The following is a 17,970-nucleotide window of genomic DNA, read 5'->3' as shown; positions in this document are numbered from 1 at the left end:
TCTCACCCCCTTTCATTGCTAACCCAAACGGATCCGTCAGCCTCGATAGCTTTATAGATTCGCAGCGGGGTTTCAGCCGGCCCCTCCAGCACGGAACCGTCTCGGATATCGAAGCAGGCAAAATGCAGCGGACACGTTAGACATGTTCCATCCAACTCACCGTCGACCAACTCAGAATACGCATGCGTACATATCCCCTGGGCGGCATAAACGTTTCCTTCGCCCCGGCCGACAACAATCGTCTCCGTCCCTATTTCACATTCGATGAGATCATCTTCTTCAAGCTCTGAACTTGGACACACATAAATATAAGAATCGTCTAAAGCAGGGTTCGTTCCCTCTGAATGTTGCATTGTGATCACCCTCGTGTTTCATTCTTTATTTCATTCACGCTCGTTTGCCAAGGACCATGGCATTTACTTTAAAACCAGTTAACTGGCTCAGGCTTCAGATTTTGGAAAATATGCTTCGTTTCCTGATATTCTTCCAGCCCTTTTTTGCCGAGTTCACGGCCGATGCCGGACTGTTTATAGCCGCCCCATGGTGCATGCGGGAAGTACAGGTTCACATCGTTGATCCAGACAGTGCCCATCCGCATTTTTGCAACACAGCGCTCAGCTTTGGCAATGTCATTGGTAAAGACGCCGCCGGACAGCCCGTAGATTGAGTCATTGGCAAGACGGACCGCTTCTTCTTCGGTCGTGAATTTTTCCACGGTAATCACCGGGCCAAAGCCTTCATCCTGTACAACACGCATGTTACTCGTGCACCCCGTCAATACGGTCGGCAAATAGAAAAAGCCGTTTAGCAGTTCCGGATCGTCGGGACGGCCGCCGCCAACTGCGACCGTTGCGCCTTCTTGTTTGCCGTTTTCAACATAATTGACCACTTTATTTAAATGGTCCTTAGAAATGAGCGGTCCCATTTGAGTTGATTCATCAAAACCGCTGCCAAGCTTGATGTTCTTCACACGGTCAACGATCGCACTGACAAAAGCATCATGAATGCTTTCTTCAATAATCAGACGAGTTCCCGCTGAACAAATTTGCGGCATGGAAAAATACGGCGTTCATCGCTTGGTCGACAGCTGTTTCAAAATCAGCATCGGCGAAGACAATATTCGGGTTTTTCCCGCCCAGCTCCAGTGCCAGATTTTTCACGTTAGAACTGGCTGCCTGCATGATCTTCTTGCCCGTATGAATACCGCCGGTAAACGAGATCAAATCGACATTGTCATTAGCCGAAAGTTCTGCACCAACGGAATCGCCGGGTCCGAGCACCAGATTGACAACACCTGCCGGAACGCCGGCTTCTGCCATTAATTCAAACACTTTAATTGACGTAAGCGGCGTGATTTCACTCGGCTTCATGACAAGTGTGTTGCCTGCTGCCAATGCCGGTGCCAATTTCCATGATGCCTGCAAGAGTGGATAGTTCCATGGCGTAATCTGACCACAGACGCCGACAGGTTCATGAACCACCTTGCTGGTTGAATTTGGAATAGGGGATTCGATGATCTCGCCGCCGTCTTTATCAGCCATCTCAGCGAAATAACGGAACACACCAGCAATATCATCCATGTCACCAAGGCTTTCTTCAACTGTTTTACCGGTATCGAGTGATTCGAGCTCAGCCAATTCTTCGCGGTCGCGCTCGATCAAATCGGCAATTTTATGGACAATTTTTCCGCGTTCAGCAGCGGGGGTGGTTGCCCAATCGTCGTGTTCAAAAGCTTCCCGGGCGGCCGCAATTGCAAATTTCGTATCCTGCTCATTGCCTTCCGCTGCCGTTGCAATGACTTCCTGATTGTAAGGATTTATAATATCTCTTGTTTCGCCGGAACTGGCTTCCACCCATTCACCGTTAATAAACATCTTTTTCATACGTTCACCTCATGCGTCCTTAACAGATTCATTTATATACAACCACATGGTCATCCTCGATCATGACATTGAAACTGCGTAATTTTTTTTCGGGTTCAGCCAGCATACAACCGTCATTTTTAATGTCATATTCTAGCCCATGCCATGGACAGCGGAGGATTTCGCCATCTTTAATATATTCATAGTTGCCGTGAATATCCGTACGTTTAGTATCACCGCATAAGGCACCTTCTGAGAGCGGTGCTCCCTGGTGCAGACATCTATTGGCATATGCGTAAAATTCACCGTCTTTTGTGCGACAAACAACAACCGGAATCTTCCCTAATGAGGCACTTCTCATCTTGCCGGGCTGAATATCTTCTTTTTTGCACACAACTTCCCTCATGATTTCACACTCCCTGTCAATTGCGGTAATTTAGGGTAGGAAGCTCTCGCATTTTCGGCATAAATTTTTTCCTCCAATGTTTCATCAAGTTTAGGAAGCGCCTGAAGTGGTGAATCATAATCCCAATGTGGATAATCCGTTGCAAAACAGACCATATCCTCCGACCCCATTTGATCCATATACTGCATAAATTCTTTATGACTTAATTCTTCAACAGGTTGTGTTGTGAAACGGACATGCTCCTGCATGATACGGCTGGGCATCCGTTTTACCCAAGGAATTTCGTGACGAAGTTCCTTATATTGCTGGTCCATCTTCTTCATCAAATGCGGGGCATGCGTGAATCCGCCCTCAATCATGACAAGGTGCAAGCCAGGGAATTTATCAAATACACCGTTAAACACCATGTTAGAGACTTCAATCATATGCGCCGTTGGCAACATGGTATGCCACTCGATGAAATAACGCGGCCAGCCCCCGAAATGGGTGGGTGGCTCATTATGGTGCATACCAATCGATAAATTGTGGCGCTCAGCAGCTTCGTAAATGGGATGATAATACGGATCTCCCCATGACCGGGTATCAATCGGCAACAAAATTTGCACCATTTTCGGATGAGGGCCGACCCGTTCTATCTCACGAACCGCTTGCTGCGGATCCTGCGCCGCAATATGAACGGAACCATATAAACGGTCATCCTTTTCCAGCCAATTTTCGATTTGCCAATCGTTATAAGCGCTCGCTAAAGCAGTCCCCATTTCATACCAGCCGTGCATGGACGACGGAGACGGATCTAAGGCGCCGGTTAAAATACCGTATTCATGTCCTTCCGCGTCGAGTAATTGTTGTTGCATAAAACTGAGGTCCGTTCCTGCAGCACCACCGTCTGGTGTTACAGCATCCGCCCGATCAACGCCAGCGACAGTTGGCTGTGTGTAAGGCATATGTTTTTCCTGCATCCAATGGTTATCTGTTATATACCGCCTCCATGGATTATCTAAGTAAGGAACAAGCTCCGCGTAGGTTGCTCTTTCGTGGATATCGGTGTCGATGATACGACGTTGCTTTTTCCCCTTTCTGGCAGACTTTTGCGCCATGTGAAATCACTCCTGTTTTGTCTTTAAGAATCAATAAATTGAATTGGTATAGCCATGCGCATGAACTAAATATAGTCTACAAAAGCCTTTGATTACTGACAAATCCGATCTCAGCAACTGAGTGAGCTCAGTGAAGCTCAGTGAGCGTCAGTAAACTTCAGTGAGCTGATATCTCCAAAATTGTATGCTAAATGTTGAAAGGCTTCCTCTATGTGAATTTTTTCTTTTCCTGATTTGATTGTAGTAGTGAAGGAACACTGGGATGATGGCGGGTCTTTCAAGTCAGTCATTCATGGCTTCGAATGGAAATTAATAACAAAACAGTGTGGATGTAAAAAATGATGGCACGGGAATCTCCATGCCACCATATCTATCAACGCGTTCAGAAACATTCGGGAAAAGACTTGCCCCGTCTACTGCACATCACGCTGGATATCCATAACTTCAGCCCTGGTCAAACCAGTAGAATCTGCAACAAGCTCAATTTCCATGCCTATTTGCAAAAGCTTGCTGGCAATGGCCTCTTTTGGGTTTTGTTCCACTTCCTTGGTCATTTGTGTTACTTCTTTTCTCATTTACTGGCAGTTTATCCCCACTTATCTTGCTTTATTTTCGTTATGTGAGTTGAGGAGGGGGGATTACTGCAAGTAACATGTGGGATGAAATGAAATTCCATCACATCTGTCAATTTGACTTGGTTTTCATCTTCATACAAATAATAAGAGGTATGAGTATCATTCAGTTTCATTGAAAAGGTTGAAGTTTAAAATATTAATCATAAAAGCTCGTCGCGTGAAATTCGGGGAGGGATGCACGATTTCATATCGTCCCTCGCGAGGTCTCTTGCCATTCTCTATGCTAAAGTTTAAATAATAGTTTTGCTATAATAACACTGAGTTACATAAGTTTTTTCGTATTCAAGTTTCCACAAAGCCCAACACATTAAACATAAAACCAAGTTTGGCTCAATCCAACAAATCATGTGGAATGGTTCGCATGGACAGGGGAAGTACTTTACAAATGAAAAGAGACTGTCTTCATATGCACTGTGTTTTCAGATATTAAGCGTACTCCAGACCTTTGATACAATTAGGGGTTACTGAATAACCCTAATTCGAACTTATATACGTTTAGAAAATAGCTTAATATGCGCAAAATCAAACGATTAAGCAGATTTTTTTCATGTTCTCATCACATTTTTTGGAGATCAAATATAATTGGATAAATGACAACGTGCACGATTTTTAAGCGATGTTTGGCAATAACCTTGCACTTTACTACAATTAGAATTACGATAAATCCCTGCATGACAACCATTTTAAGTTATTCAGCAGCCCCCAATTATACACCGTCTCATTTTAATTGAATCAAAACATCCAAATCCTCCTTGCCGACAGCTTCATCCTTGATCCGGGTTTTTCCGGGTTTATTTTCTGTGTGTACACCAGCACATCCCGGGAAGCAACAGCCCCGCACTACTTAAACAATATATTCAAGTTGATCGCAAAGGACGTAATGGTCCTGGAAGTAGCCACGCCACCGATATTAATCAAATCAAATTGCACTTCGTTATTGTGATCTTTGACATATATCATGATGTGATTCTTTATGGGGTCAACAATCCAATATTCCTTGACGCCATTATTCATATAAAGATTCAATTTCGTCACCATATCATGTGATCTGCTAGAAGGGCTCAAAATTTCTATAATGAATTCGGGAGCCCCCACGTATTCACTTTCTGTAAAATTGTCTGGATTGCAAGCAACAAATAAGTCTGGAACGACTTTTTTCTTGCCTTCATCATGAGTGGTATCAAATAAGACATCAGTCGGAGCAGAAAATACGCTGCAATCCTTCCCCTTAAGTGCGTTATAGAGTTCTCCATGTAAATAAGAGGAAATTTCCTGATGCTTTATACTTGGAGACGGGGACATATAAATCAAGCCATCAATATATTCCAACATTTCATCTGTTTCTTCCCTTAACTTTTCGAACTCTTCATAGGTGCTGTACCTTTCATGTAATAAACCCATCTATAACACCATCCTTATTACAATTATAGACCAAATCAATCAAAAAAAGAAATGATGATGTTGAAAGATAATTTGATTTTTCGTATCGATACTAATCGTTCTGAGGCCGATCTAAAGCACATCACGCTGGATATCCATAACTTCAGTCCTGGTCAAACCAGTAGATTCTGCAACAAGCTCAATTTCTATACCTTTTTGCAAAAGCTTGCTGGCAATGGCCTCTTTTGCGTTTTGTTCCACTTCTTTTGCCTTTAGTGTTGCTTCTTTTGTCTTTTGTTCTGCTTCTTTATTCTTTTGCTCTGCTTCTTTATTCTTTTGCTCCGTTTCTCTGTTCATTTGCTCTGCTTTCTTTATATCTTGCATTGCTTTTTGCTTTATTTGTTCCGTTGCTTGTATTTCCAACTCGATCTCACGTTTAGCTGCTTCCTCATCCATAATCTGTTTCAAACGTGAATCGTAAATTAATCGCTGTTCCTGTGTCGTGCTCAGCTCTTCCCAGTTTTTAAAGGTTTTCCGCAACGATTCATCCTTCATGGAAATCTCCTCCAATTCTTTAAAGACATCATGATAGATTTTCCCGTTTCGATGATCGACCATACCAAGCAGCAGCAACCATCTTGCCAACACACTATTCCATGGGTCTAGTTTATCACGTTTCCAGTCCTTCATTAACTTGGCCATCTCGATAAAGTGAAATTCCATTACATTTGTCAGTTTGGCCTGATTCTCATCCTCATACAAATGATACGAGGTATGGAAGCGTTCCGTTTCATTAAAAAGATTAAAATTCAAAATATTGATCGCAATGACCGTCCGTAACTCAGAATACGCCCTTCCTCTTTCAAGTGGACGTGAGTATGCTTTGGACCAATAATACAGGGAACGTTTTACCATATCATATTTATTTGTAAACTGGATTTCTATATTGATCCATTCGTCTGAATCTGTCACGACTAGCAGATCCAGTCTAGACCGCTTATCATCCATATACTCTCCACCCGCACAAGTTCCAGACGTTAGTGCACAAGTTTGTGCCACGACCACACGAGTTCGAGCCATTCTCGCACATGTTCACGGCATTGCCACACAAGTTCAAGACGTTCTCGCACATACACGAGGCGTTCCCGCACAAGTTTGCCTCGTCGCCGCACGAGTTCACAACCTCCTCGCACACCTAACATCCTTCATTCCGCTCGCCATATTCGAACAACCGTTGGAAAAAGACGGAGGGCAACACTACAATACGAATCTGCTTTAAACAAGAGAACTTTTTGATATCAATAGTTTTCATGGAGGAATTTGAAGCGTGATAAGAGCAGTCTTTCCACAAACACGGTAACTGACAAAACTCGGGAAGTGACAGGCACCCTACCTGCGCCCCCAAATCCAAGACAGAAATATAGCTGCGATCAGTATAAAACCCAAATAGCCGGTGATCGGATAAACAGAACCAACCAATTCGGTAAAACCTACAAAACTGGCACAAAATGATAACGAGCTGATCACGACAACACTTCTCTTAAAGCGTGGTGTTTGCGGCTGGACAAAACGGGCTGTGAAAGCATATAACATGCCAACTGCTGTATTGTAAATCATCCCCAATAGAGCAATTGTCATCAGGAAACCGAGCACGGGCGACAGATTGGACGCCAGCAATAATGTCGGCATTTCAGCTCCTTCAATTATATCAGCATTCATAAACAAGCCTAAATTGATTAAAAACAGTAAAAGACCCAGTCCAAGACCACCTAATAAACCGCCGAGACTCGCAACCTTTTTATTCTTTACGGTACCGCCTACGATTGCAAGCATGGATACACCTGCAGCAATATTATAGGAGACATACAACATACCGCCCATCAGCCAATTAGGTGCAGCTGATGGCTGCTGTGAGATGGTGCTGTCAAGTTTAGCCAGTCCGGCTTGATTCGTTATGATAGAATAAATGGCAATCACAAAAATCAGCAGGAGAAGCAACGGCGTAATCATACTAATAATCGAAATCACCTTTTTTACATTCAGGCAGAGCGTTAGGATTACCAATAATGTCAGAATGAATGCACCGATCATTGGAGGAATCCCAAATTGTTGCTGAAAAATAGAGCCGCTTCCAGCAATCATAACGGATGCTACGCCAAACAAGAAAAACGTGACCAGGTAATCAATGACCGTTCCAACATACTTGCCGCAAATTTGATAAATGACGTCTTTATGGGAAGTGGTTTGCAGCCGTGAACCAATCTGCATAATCTGCATCCCCAGAAATGCAAATAACACAGTAGCAACACCCGCCCCAATTACACTCATCCAGCCAAAGCTGGTGAAAAACTGGATAATCTCCTGACCGGACGCAAAGCCTGCTCCGACTAATAATCCAATATAAGCGCCCGCAATTTGCAAACTTTTTTTCAACTTAATAACCCCTTTTAATTGCAATAATATTTCGACTACTAATTAAAAAGAAAAACACCATGCCCTGTTCAGTAAGGGCAGTTCACAGGTGAAATTCTTTCCATGAATAAAGAAATTGCAGGAGCAACCATTGAATTCCCGATTTTTCTGCCACTTAGAAATCAAACGTCCGGACATCAACGGTAAACTCTTCCAAAGCTTCCTCATCAATCTCATATCCAATTCCCGGCTTGTTAGGCACCTGAATCACGCCGTTTTCCACATTCACGACCGGCTTAATAATATCTTTTTCCCAGTATAGTAACGATCCGGCTGTATCTCCCGGCAAGGTGAATCCCGGCAATGTCGTCAGGGCAATGTTATGGGCTCGTCCGACGCCAGCTTCCAGCATGCCGCCGCACCATACATCGATACCATTGTTCCGGCAATAGTCATGAATCCGCTTAGCTTCTGAAAGCCCGCCAACACGGCCTATTTTGATGTTAATGATCTTGCAGCTTCCCAGTTCCACTGCTTTTCGTGTATCTTCAAGTGAATGGATGCTTTCATCCAGACAAACCGGCGTCGCCATGTTCGCCTGCAATGTCGCATGATCAATAATGTCATCATGTGCAAGCGGCTGTTCGATCATCATCAAATTCAAATCATCCAGCTGCTTCAAATGTTCCATATCATTTAATGTATACGCGGAATTGGCATCCGCCATTATCGGTATCTCCGGAAAGCGCTCCCGCACATTTTGCAGCACATCGACGTCCCAGCCAGGCTTGATTTTGATCTTAATTCGCTTATAACCTTCATTGACAAAATAATCCACTTTATCCAGAAGCGCTTCAACAGATGGTTGAATCCCAATACTGATGCCAACACCGATTTCTTCTTTTTCCCCACCTAATGCACTGGCAAGCGTCTTATTATTTTGTTTCGCATAAAGATCCCATACAGCGCCTTCCAACGTTGATTTAGCCATATTATTTCGTTTGATTGGCTGAAAGAAAGCAGACACATCGTCCGGGTGGGAAATCGCATTTTCCTGCAAAATCGGTATCAGGAAATCCGTCATGACATGCCAGTTAGTCCCGACCGTTTCCTCACTGTACCAGGGATAAGAAAAGGCCACCGACTCCCCGAATCCGCGGTTTCCCTCACCATCGATTGCTTCTGCGATAAAAAATTCCTTATCCTGCATTGTGCCAAAACTTGTCGTAAACGGATGCTTCAAGTGCATGTTTAATTTTCTTAGCTTTATCTGTTTGATTAGATTCATGACGACCCACTCCCTCATCTATTCATTTGGCAAACACGTAATAACTATAATCCTCATCGCTCTGCAGCAGATCCACTGCCCGAAAGCCCCGTTCAAACAATTGCTCAAAAACCTTCCGTGTTTCCAGCCGCCATTCTTTGGCAAGCTCGAAGCTGGTTTGTTTGATGGCCTGAAATTTTCTGGGGATCGCTACAAAGTAGGTGTTATCAGTTGAAAAATCGGCCGTATGAAACGCCGCCTTCACAACCGGCGCACGACCTTGATCGCCATCAAGCAGGACCTGTTCACCCTGAAACTGGGCAGCAGGATTGGCGTTCGAACGAGTTAAATCCCACATAATATGAACCCGGTCTGACGGCAGCCCCTGGTTCAAGTCATCTTGCATGTCACCGTAATAATTTGCCTTGTACCATGCACCGACCGCCTCCAGTTTATGCAAATTCAAGTAAGCATTCCGGCTTTCCAGCGGATCAAAAGTCCATGTAATCAGACGGTATCCCATCTCTCGGGCCACCTCGGCCTGCTTTAACTTGAGACGAACGCCGGCTCCACTCGTTTGATATGCAGGCAAAATTCCCATCATGTGGGAACACAAGTAAGAGGTGCTATCTTTGAATCCGGGAAAACTATATAAAAAACCTACCATTTTATCTCCATCATAAGCTCCCAGCAAGATACCGCCATTTTTCAGCGCAGTGAATGTTTGGTGGTCAGGAACTGGATCCATATGCCATACCGCCGATTCCACCTTTTGCATCGCGTGCAGTTCCGCCATCGTTGACAAGCTTTTGATTGTGATTTCTGTCATCATTCTTCCCTCCTGCTGCATGTCTTGGCTGTTCGCGTTAAACAATCGGTCAGGATCGAGACCGCAGTCGGTATCACACTTCGATCAAACGTCATTTCTGGATGGTGCAAGCCAGGTCTTAAATCGCAGCCAATTGCCAGCATCGTTGCTTTTAAAGACGGACGCTTGAGTGTATAAAAATGAAAATCATCGCCGCCGGTTGTTGTAATCATCGGTGCTGTGCTGGCTTCACCTGCCTGATTTACAATCGCCTCATCCATCATGCCAAGTGCATCATCATCGAGTACTGCTGCGGCCACATCGGCATTCGTTTCCAATTGAATGGCAACCTGATGATAATCCCCAAGCATCGACGCAATCTTTTCTACCTTATCGTTCACCTGGTGCATCACATCATTGTTTTGTGCCCGGAGGTCCAACGAAAAGGTAGCACTTCCGGGAATAATATTGGCGCTTTTTCCCCCCGCCTGGAAAGCAGTCATTTTTACGGAATAGGGAATTCGCGGGTCTATCTGGATGTTATTTAAGTGTTGAAAAAATTCACTTCCGACTTGGATCGCATTCGCATTTAAATGCGGACGTGCCCCATGCGCATCTTCCCCTTGAATGGTACCTTTAATAAACCTTGCCGCTCCGTGCTGAATCGCTGGAGCAAACCGTCCATTCGAAAGCTCCTCTGCCGGACGAAGATGCATACCATAAAGAAAATCGACATCATCCACAACGCCCTTATCGACCATTTTCAATGCGCCGTTTCCCTTCTCTTCGGCCGGCTGAAATATAAAACGAAAGGTCCCCGTTTCTGGGATTCCGTTTTCCATCATAGTCAGAAAAACGCCGAGGGCAATGGTCATATGCGCATCATGACCGCAAGAGTGATTTGCCTGGAACGTACCGTGAACCTCCTGCCACAACGCATCCATGTCTGCCCTTAAGGCAATTACCGGGGCTCCGTTACCGATTTCAACCACAACACCGGCACAATCATCAAACCTCGTAACCTTACAATCATACCGGGACACCAGGGATTGAATATAATCGCTCGTCCCCTTTTCTTCCCAGCTGACTTCAGGATACCTATGCAAATAATCAAAGATTCGGTTTAGTTCATCTGCTAACTTATAACCGTTCGTTTCCATATAGTTCTTCCTCCAATTACGCGAAAAAATCTTGCCCGTCTATCGCATCAAATCGTGCTGCACGCTCTTGAAACGCCTCCGCATTCTCGAGCGAAATAGCTGACACAATACTATTAGTTATGGACATCACGGTTGGTGCCATATCAAGGGTGGACTTACCCTGCAGCTGTACTGGTATTGTAAGACTGGCATACTTAGTAATCGGTGCTGCAGGGGAATCAGTAAATGCGATGACAAACGCCCCTTGCTGTTTGGCCAATTTAGCAATATGAATCGTGTCTTTCGCATAGCGATGAAACGAAAAAGCGACGACCACACTCTTCGTGGTAAGCGCACTGATCCGCAGTAACACATCATCCACATTTGGCTGATAAACCCGTGTTTTTCCCATAATCAAATCAAGTGCAAAGGCAAACCAGCTTGCCAAGGCATGGGATGAGCGAACACCCGCAACCAATGCCTGATCACAGGAAGCAAGTTTCGCAACCGCCGTTTCGAGTTTTTCCTCGGATAATCGCTCCTTGGTTTGCTGAATCGCTTGAAGATCATTCGCCATCAAGCCTTTTATGGAATCAAATGACTGCCCGCCGTACGTCTCGGATTTTTCCCCGATAAATTCCGTTAATGTACTCCGTTCAAAAAGCTGATGCTGAATATCCGCCTGCAGCGATCGATAGCCACTATAACCCAACTTCTGACAAAAACGAATCACCGTTGTCTCGCTGACTCCCACTATTTTCCCCGCTTCTTCAGCAGAGTGCATCGCAAATAATTTGGGATCATCATATAGATAAGATGCAATCTTCAACAGTTGTTTTGAAAACGCATGCTGTTTAGACGAAATTTTCTGATATATACCTTCCATAGAAAAGCCTCCGTGATGCAGAAGGTGATGAAGCATATCCTTTATTTAAATGTCAGAAATAAGGAAAACCTTCATAATGAAATCAATCTATCATAGATATTAACGTTTGACAACATTTCTCATTGAATGAAAACTCCAATAATTGCTAAGCATACAATTAGTAATACGTCTACCTGTATAAACCAATGTTACATTATTACTTGTCTAAATGGCACCGTGTGTAAGAATGCAGCAGTATTCCGACAAAATCCGACAAACTTCGGTAAGTGACAGGCACCTAAACAGCCCGGAGCGCAATCGCTCCGGGCTGGTCTCCTCTCCTTATCATACATGATCTCGTGGTATTTCTTTTTTCCATGTCTTATTAAAAATTTCTTCCTCATTTTCGAAGGCTGTGATCGTATTTGTTAAATAAAATGTTGTCGCATCACTGGTCATTTCACTGTACGTTTTGAGTCTTGTCTGCCATTCACCGCGTCCGACTTTCAAATCCCATTCACATGTTACATGTGCTGACAGCGGATCATTACCTTTAATGGTATAGGTGTTTTTGTTGATGCTGCCATATTCCATGTTATTGTCCGGCAGGCGGCGTTCACCTTCATCGGAGTAATCATACAATGTCCAGACATCGTTTACCGTGTCATGAATGAGATCCCTTGTGCGTTCTTCTTCCCGAAGAATCTCCTTCTCCATGACGTCGGAAATTTCCGGACGGTCGAAATGCTCTTGCCATGATGCATCCACTTTCTGCGGTGTCCGAACCGGCAAATCGATATGCGTTCCAGCACCGCTATAGAGCAACAGGCTCACCAGTTTTGGTGAAGGCCATGCCTGTGGCCAGTAGGTCGGTGCAACAGACACTTCCAAACGGTGGCCTGCTGGTATTTGCTGGCCCAGCACATCCATACCGATTTCTATGTTATATCGCTTACCTGGCTCGAGCGGTTCAGGATGTTCATGCGAGTCACGATGGGTAAGATTCAGCATTCCCCAGCTTATCAGTGTTGACTCGCCTGTTGGGGCTTTATCACATAGTCTGACGGCAAGAATTGCATTTTCCTGATCAGATGACACGTCGGCGTGGAAAACGGGTTTACCCAAAAGTTCGATTGTTTCTTCAAGTGGTTCGGACTCAAAAACGACTGATTTCCCATTTTCAAGGCGCTGATCGGCAGGCAAATCTCCAGGCTGGCCAAATGGGCAGAATACACCTGCGTAATAGCCATGTTCCTGCATACCCGTAACCATCATTTTTTTCTCATCTGAAACATGCTGAACAAGTTTTCCTTCCGATGGCCATAGTGATTGATATGTGACAGTGCTTGATGGCCAATTCTGATCGGCCACCCATTTTCCCGGCCGTTCATCATACGTCACTTCCGGTAGTTCACTTTCCTGAATCCAGGAAATTAGCTGCGGTTCATCCTTGATGCCAGTATCGATACCCTTTAGCCATTGATCCCACCAGCGCAGGCATTCCTGCAAGAATCCAATAGCAGGTTCAGGCGTGGCCACTTCCGGAAATTCATGCGCCCATGGACCAATCAGGCCTTTGGCATTCGGCAAATTCTCCAGCATCCGGAACACGGCATCTGTATAACCGTCCTGCCAGCCGCTGACCACAAATACCGGTATGCCTACATCCGAGTAATCTTCACATACCGAACCATGCTTCCAATAGTCATCCCGCCTCTGATGACTCAGCCAGGCTTCCACAAATGGTGGCGTATTCAGCCGTTCAAGCCAGTTTTCTTTCCAGCCGGCACCGACAACAGCCGGGTCTTGCGGTCGGGCATTGTAGGCAAACATAGTTGATGCCCACCAGAGCATATCCTGCCCCATAATATTTCCTCCGCGGTAGTGGACATCATCGGCATACCGGTCGTCTGTTGAGCAGAGTGTAATAATGGTTTTTAAGGCCGGATGCTGTCGGGCAGCAACCTGGAGGCTATTGAAACCGCCCCAGGATTTTCCGAACATACCTACTGCTCCGGTGCTCCACGGTTGCTTCTCAATCCAGTCAAGCACTTCGAGACAATCATCCTGCTCCTGTTTCAAATATTCATCGAGCAGCACACCATCTGAATCACCAGTCCCTCTGATATCGAGCCGGATGCTGGCATAACCGTGGCCGGCAAAATAAGGATGTCGAGCCGAATCCCGGATGGCCGTAAAATCATTCTTCCGATATGGCAAATATTCAAGCAGCGCCGGAACCGGGTTGTCATGCGCATCTTCCGGAATCCAGATGGTCGCTGCCAATTTTGCCCCGTCAGACATGGGGATCCACACATGTTCCCATTTTTCGATTGATCTCGGAAATTCTGTTTTTACACGTCTGTTTTCGTTATCTTTTATATTAAAAACCAATATATTCAGCCTTTCTACCGATTGTGTTAAATCCTATAGAACAGTTTACAGTTTCAGGTTCACGTTTATTTCGGATTGTTTTTCCGGCGGGATTAAATACATCACGTTCTTATAGACATATAGCAATGTTTTTTCAATCGCTTCCTCTTTGGTAAAATCCCGCCGTTTATTCATCAGAGTATTGATCATGCCTTTCCAGATCATCAATGTGATATCGGCAACGAAGTCGACATCTTTTTGTTCAAGCATTCCCTCATCCACTGCACTCTGGATATATGTGGCGCTTCGTTTCGCAAAACTATGCTCCATAACGAGAGGTTTGATTGCCTCTGGCAGCCCTATCAGATCTTCTTTATATATCCGATAGTATTCGTCGAGGAAATCTTCCGGTGTCGAACCCAGATCCTCCATGAATATGACCGAATAAATTTCAGGCTGCTCAAAGGAGTAAATGCAAAAGCATTTCCATGCGTAAAGCCATTTTTCGATTGTGTTGGCTCCCTTACGCATATATACAGGGAGATCTTCTATATAGTCTGTTGTAAAACGCATGGCCGCAAAGAATTTCAAATGAGATAAATCCCTGAAATAATTATAGGCCGTCGAACTGGTAAAACCGGCTTGATCGGCTATTTTGCGAATTGTAACATTCCGGATTCCTTCCTTTTCAATCACGTCTACAGCCGCTTCCAAAAAATAGCGCCACATGCGGGCTCGCTGAATATCCTTGCGATTGTTGCTCATGATTATCACCTCTCGTCAAACGATTTAATGTTTGCTTTTCACATAAGTGTGCAAGTGTTCTCCCTCTTTGAGCCATTTAACCAACGAAGCAGCCATCAATACATACATGATGAGCACCGGTACTGACACAAACACCGAGGAAGTTTGAACAACATCCAGTCCACCGGCAACCGTCAGGCTGATCGCGAGTGCTGATAAAAGGATTCCCCACAACAGCCGATGCCACCTAGCAGGCTCGGATTTAAGACCGAGTTCCTTCGTAGCCACACTGGCAATCACATAGCTGGCTGAATCCAGTGACGTTGCCAGAAAGACAAATCCGAGAATGACAAAGAAGACTGAAACAAGAACCGGAAGCGGCAATGAGCTAAGCACTTCAACAATGACAGCCGTTTCGCCCTGTTCAGTAAGGACACTCGTTAAATCTAACTTTCCAGTTAAATCAAGATTCATCGCATATCCACCGAATACACCAAAGTACAGCCAGCTGCCGAGTGACCCCCAAAGCAGCACATTAGAAACCAGTTCACGGATACTCCTACCCCGCGAAATCCGCGCGACAAATATACCTATGAACGGCGCGGTTGCCGCAAACCATGCCCAATAAAATACGGTCCACGTCTGCGGAAACCCACCCTGTTCTATTGGGTCTGTATACAAACTCATGCGCATAAAATTATCCAACATAAGACCCATACTATTGGTGAAATACGAAAGAATAAAGAGCGTCGGCCCGACAATAATAACGAACAAGGCAAGACCAAGTGCCATGTAGACATTCCAGTCACTCAATTTCCTGATACCTTTATAAAGTCCAAGATATGCACTGGAACTAAAAATAAATGTCCAGATAATAATGATGGCAATATTGAGCCATGTAGACGGTTCGATGCCAAACAAATTACCTACGACAGCCGCTACCATCGGCACACCGAGACCCAGCGACGTTCCAAGTCCGCCTATCATACTCCAGATAACAAGCACATCAATTGCCTTTCCAAGCAGACCATCTGCGTGTTTTCCCAATACTCCCTGGCAGGCTGCACTGATTTTCAATGAATGGTTTTTCCGGACAAAAAAGCTGTATGCCATGACAACCGCCGGAAGTGCATATAGTGCCCACGCTGAGATTCCCCAGTGGAACAAGCCATAACTGACGGCATATTCAGCAGCATCCGTTGACTCAGCTTCAAGGCCAAACGGCGGGCCGGTATAATAATACAGCGGTTCAACAATCGACCAGAACATAATGCTCGTTCCCATGCTAGCACAGAACAGCATACCGCCCCAGCTGAAGCGGGAGAATTCCGGCTTATCTTCAGGATTGCCCAGTTTCACCCGTCCATAACGTCCAATCATCAGCCAAATAAGGATGATGAATAAACCAATTGTCAGAAACTCAAACGCCCAGTCCAGGCGATATGTCAATCCTGTCATCATACTTGAGACAATCGGTCCAGCCGTATCACGAAAAATGACAAGAAGCAATGTTGCAACAACGACTAATATTAGTGATGGCCAAAAAACGGTCTTTTCAATTCTTGATTGATTCATAACGTTTTTACATACCTCCAATAAATATATTGAACAAATCCTAAAACAACATGTCTTCCAATTCTCCAGAAAAATGGGTGACTCGCCTGTATCCATCCTTCGTTACGGATTCAATCTATTCGATGATGTCATCAACCTGGCCCCCTCTTGGAAGTCTATATGAACTTATTCATTTTATGAACATGTTCATAGTAACATAAGAATAGGATTTATCAAAAAATTAAGGGTAAATTTATTGAACAACAAGTCCCTCCTATAGCAATCTTTCTAAAGCGTTATCATATAATAACAATTAAATCCCCCTGTACTAGTTGCTACCTTGGTACAAGGGGGATAAGTTTCAATTATAAGTCTATCTTTTCAAATCTTAATCAAAGAGTTACGACTTATGAGACATGGCCCTCCATATCTAATTAACAAATTTTAAATTGCCCCATCTGGAAAAAGGTCAATAAAAATTTCATCATCCTCTGTGACATATCCATAAAGCAAATTTTGACTAGAGTGAGGAGATGCGAATTGACCTTGACGGTTTAAAGCGATCACTCCACCTGTTCCGCCCAATACCGGGAGTCTCTTTTGCACGACTTCAGATGCAGCATTTTCAATAGACCAATTTTGATATTGTACCAATGCATTAATATCAGAAGCTGCCGTGCCGCGCATGAAGACTTCTCCCTTGCCTGTTGCAGACACAGCTACCCCTTCATTATTAGCATAAGTGCCTGCGCCGATGATCGGAGAGTCACCAATTCGACCGACTGCTTTATTCGTCAAACCGCCTGTGGATGTTCCCGCTGCCAAGTTTTCGTTTTTGTCTAAAGCGATGGCTCCAACGGTTCCGAATTCATTTTGTTCACCCGATTCATTTTTGGCTTCCAATAGAGACTGCCAGCGCCTATTTGAATAAAAGTAATCCTGGGTGACGGTTTCCACACCCTGTTCCATACCAAACTTTTCTGCCCCTTCACCAGCCAGCATCACGTGGGGAGAGTTGTTGATCATTTTGTGTGCTAAAGTTATTGGATTTTTAATATGTTTCACACCCGTGACACTTCCAGCTTGTAAATTCTCGCCATACATGATTGATGCATCCAATTCATGAGAAGCATCAGTTGTAAATACAGCTCCCTTTCCCGCATTAAACAGAACAGAATCTTCCAGAATTCGAATGGCTGCCTCAACTGCTGCAACCCCCGAATCATTTTTATCCAATCTCTCTTTTCCTGCACGAATCGCCGACCGCATTGTATCACGGTATTCTTGTTCTTTTTCTGGTGGTATATCAATACTTCCTGCTCCGCCATGAATCGCAAAAACGACCTTCCCCATAACTTTTTTCCTCCCTGAAATCACGAATATATTGCACCAGTGTATCCCTGCGAAAAAAGGATACACTGATAAAAA

Annotated in this window: 15 protein-coding genes and 1 pseudogene; all 16 read right to left on the bottom strand. The window is 44.5% G+C overall.

All coding sequences use genetic code 11. The annotated features are described in order from the left end of the window. Positions 1 to 2: 2 nt before the first annotated feature. Positions 3 to 353, bottom strand: a complete 351-nt coding sequence (locus ON01_RS14675) for a Rieske (2Fe-2S) protein (RefSeq protein ID WP_010531830.1) — start codon at positions 351 to 353, stop codon at positions 3 to 5. 68 nt (positions 354 to 421) lie between these two features. Then, positions 422 to 1,883, bottom strand: a pseudogene (gene betB / locus ON01_RS14670) (betaine-aldehyde dehydrogenase). 28 nt (positions 1,884 to 1,911) lie between these two features. Next, a complete protein-coding gene (locus ON01_RS14665) occupies positions 1,912 to 2,268 on the bottom strand; it encodes a Rieske (2Fe-2S) protein (RefSeq protein ID WP_010531829.1) in 357 nt (118 codons plus the stop codon). Beyond that, a complete protein-coding gene (locus ON01_RS14660; RefSeq protein ID WP_010531828.1) occupies positions 2,265 to 3,365 on the bottom strand; it encodes an amidohydrolase family protein in 1,101 nt (366 codons plus the stop codon). The genes ON01_RS14665 and ON01_RS14660 overlap by 4 nt, the downstream gene beginning before the upstream one ends. A 413-nt stretch (positions 3,366 to 3,778) precedes the next feature. Continuing rightward, complete coding sequence (locus ON01_RS19605; protein ID WP_175284963.1) at positions 3,779 to 3,940, bottom strand: hypothetical protein; 162 nt, start codon at positions 3,938 to 3,940, stop codon at positions 3,779 to 3,781. A 900-nt stretch (positions 3,941 to 4,840) separates the two neighbouring features. Further along, positions 4,841 to 5,401 carry a Uma2 family endonuclease gene (locus ON01_RS14655; RefSeq protein WP_010531827.1) on the bottom strand — a complete coding sequence of 187 codons (561 nt, stop codon included), beginning with the start codon at positions 5,399 to 5,401 and terminating at the stop codon, positions 4,841 to 4,843. A gap of 111 nt (positions 5,402 to 5,512) precedes the next feature. Then, positions 5,513 to 6,388, bottom strand: coding sequence for an Rpn family recombination-promoting nuclease/putative transposase (locus tag ON01_RS14650; protein WP_010531826.1), 876 nt, complete (start codon positions 6,386 to 6,388; stop codon positions 5,513 to 5,515). 381 nt (positions 6,389 to 6,769) lie between these two features. Next, complete coding sequence (locus ON01_RS14645) at positions 6,770 to 7,813, bottom strand: YkvI family membrane protein (protein ID WP_010531825.1); 1,044 nt, start codon at positions 7,811 to 7,813, stop codon at positions 6,770 to 6,772. Between the two features lie 154 nt (positions 7,814 to 7,967). After that, entirely contained in the window at positions 7,968 to 9,080 is a 1,113-nt protein-coding gene (gene menC / locus ON01_RS14640) for an o-succinylbenzoate synthase (protein WP_010531824.1), read from the bottom strand. Between the two features lie 22 nt (positions 9,081 to 9,102). After that, on the bottom strand, positions 9,103 to 9,888 hold the full coding sequence (locus tag ON01_RS14635) for a GNAT family N-acetyltransferase (protein ID WP_010531823.1): 786 nt from the start codon (positions 9,886 to 9,888) through the stop codon (positions 9,103 to 9,105). Continuing rightward, positions 9,888 to 11,027: an amidohydrolase gene (locus ON01_RS14630; protein ID WP_010531822.1), complete on the bottom strand. Its 1,140-nt coding sequence runs from the start codon at positions 11,025 to 11,027 to the stop codon at positions 9,888 to 9,890. The genes ON01_RS14635 and ON01_RS14630 overlap by 1 nt, the downstream gene beginning before the upstream one ends. Before the next feature lie 16 nt (positions 11,028 to 11,043). Then, positions 11,044 to 11,892 carry a MurR/RpiR family transcriptional regulator gene (locus tag ON01_RS14625; protein WP_010531821.1) on the bottom strand — a complete coding sequence of 283 codons (849 nt, stop codon included), beginning with the start codon at positions 11,890 to 11,892 and terminating at the stop codon, positions 11,044 to 11,046. Positions 11,893 to 12,216: 324 nt separating this feature from the next. Beyond that, on the bottom strand, positions 12,217 to 14,265 hold the full coding sequence (locus tag ON01_RS14620) for a CocE/NonD family hydrolase (RefSeq protein ID WP_010531820.1): 2,049 nt from the start codon (positions 14,263 to 14,265) through the stop codon (positions 12,217 to 12,219). Positions 14,266 to 14,310: 45 nt separating this feature from the next. Continuing rightward, entirely contained in the window at positions 14,311 to 15,009 is a 699-nt protein-coding gene (locus ON01_RS14615) for a TetR/AcrR family transcriptional regulator (protein ID WP_010531819.1), read from the bottom strand. 24 nt (positions 15,010 to 15,033) lie between these two features. Continuing rightward, positions 15,034 to 16,563, bottom strand: coding sequence for a BCCT family transporter (locus tag ON01_RS14610; protein ID WP_010531818.1), 1,530 nt, complete (start codon positions 16,561 to 16,563; stop codon positions 15,034 to 15,036). A gap of 423 nt (positions 16,564 to 16,986) precedes the next feature. After that, complete coding sequence (locus tag ON01_RS14605; protein ID WP_010531817.1) at positions 16,987 to 17,895, bottom strand: isoaspartyl peptidase/L-asparaginase family protein; 909 nt, start codon at positions 17,893 to 17,895, stop codon at positions 16,987 to 16,989. Positions 17,896 to 17,970 lie beyond the last annotated feature (75 nt).

This window comes from Lentibacillus jeotgali, assembly GCF_000224785.1.
Taxonomy (GTDB): domain Bacteria; phylum Bacillota; class Bacilli; order Bacillales; family Amphibacillaceae; genus Lentibacillus; species Lentibacillus jeotgali.
This window is presented reverse-complemented; position numbering and strand designations above follow the sequence as displayed.

Coding starts and splice junctions, on each gene's coding strand:
- ON01_RS19605 (WP_175284963.1), bottom strand. CDS start 3,940: ATGAGAAAAGAAGTAACACAAATGACCAAGGAAGTGGAACAAAACCCA.
- ON01_RS14660 (WP_010531828.1), bottom strand. CDS start 3,365: ATGGCGCAAAAGTCTGCCAGAAAGGGGAAAAAGCAACGTCGTATCATC.
- ON01_RS14615 (WP_010531819.1), bottom strand. CDS start 15,009: ATGAGCAACAATCGCAAGGATATTCAGCGAGCCCGCATGTGGCGCTAT.
- ON01_RS14630 (WP_010531822.1), bottom strand. CDS start 11,027: ATGGAAACGAACGGTTATAAGTTAGCAGATGAACTAAACCGAATCTTT.
- ON01_RS14650 (WP_010531826.1), bottom strand. CDS start 6,388: ATGGATGATAAGCGGTCTAGACTGGATCTGCTAGTCGTGACAGATTCA.
- ON01_RS14675 (WP_010531830.1), bottom strand. CDS start 353: ATGCAACATTCAGAGGGAACGAACCCTGCTTTAGACGATTCTTATATT.
- ON01_RS14655 (WP_010531827.1), bottom strand. CDS start 5,401: ATGGGTTTATTACATGAAAGGTACAGCACCTATGAAGAGTTCGAAAAG.
- ON01_RS14605 (WP_010531817.1), bottom strand. CDS start 17,895: ATGGGGAAGGTCGTTTTTGCGATTCATGGCGGAGCAGGAAGTATTGAT.
- ON01_RS14610 (WP_010531818.1), bottom strand. CDS start 16,563: ATGAATCAATCAAGAATTGAAAAGACCGTTTTTTGGCCATCACTAATA.
- ON01_RS14625 (WP_010531821.1), bottom strand. CDS start 11,892: ATGGAAGGTATATATCAGAAAATTTCGTCTAAACAGCATGCGTTTTCA.
- ON01_RS14635 (WP_010531823.1), bottom strand. CDS start 9,888: ATGACAGAAATCACAATCAAAAGCTTGTCAACGATGGCGGAACTGCAC.
- ON01_RS14665 (WP_010531829.1), bottom strand. CDS start 2,268: ATGAGGGAAGTTGTGTGCAAAAAAGAAGATATTCAGCCCGGCAAGATG.
- menC (WP_010531824.1), bottom strand. CDS start 9,080: ATGAATCTAATCAAACAGATAAAGCTAAGAAAATTAAACATGCACTTG.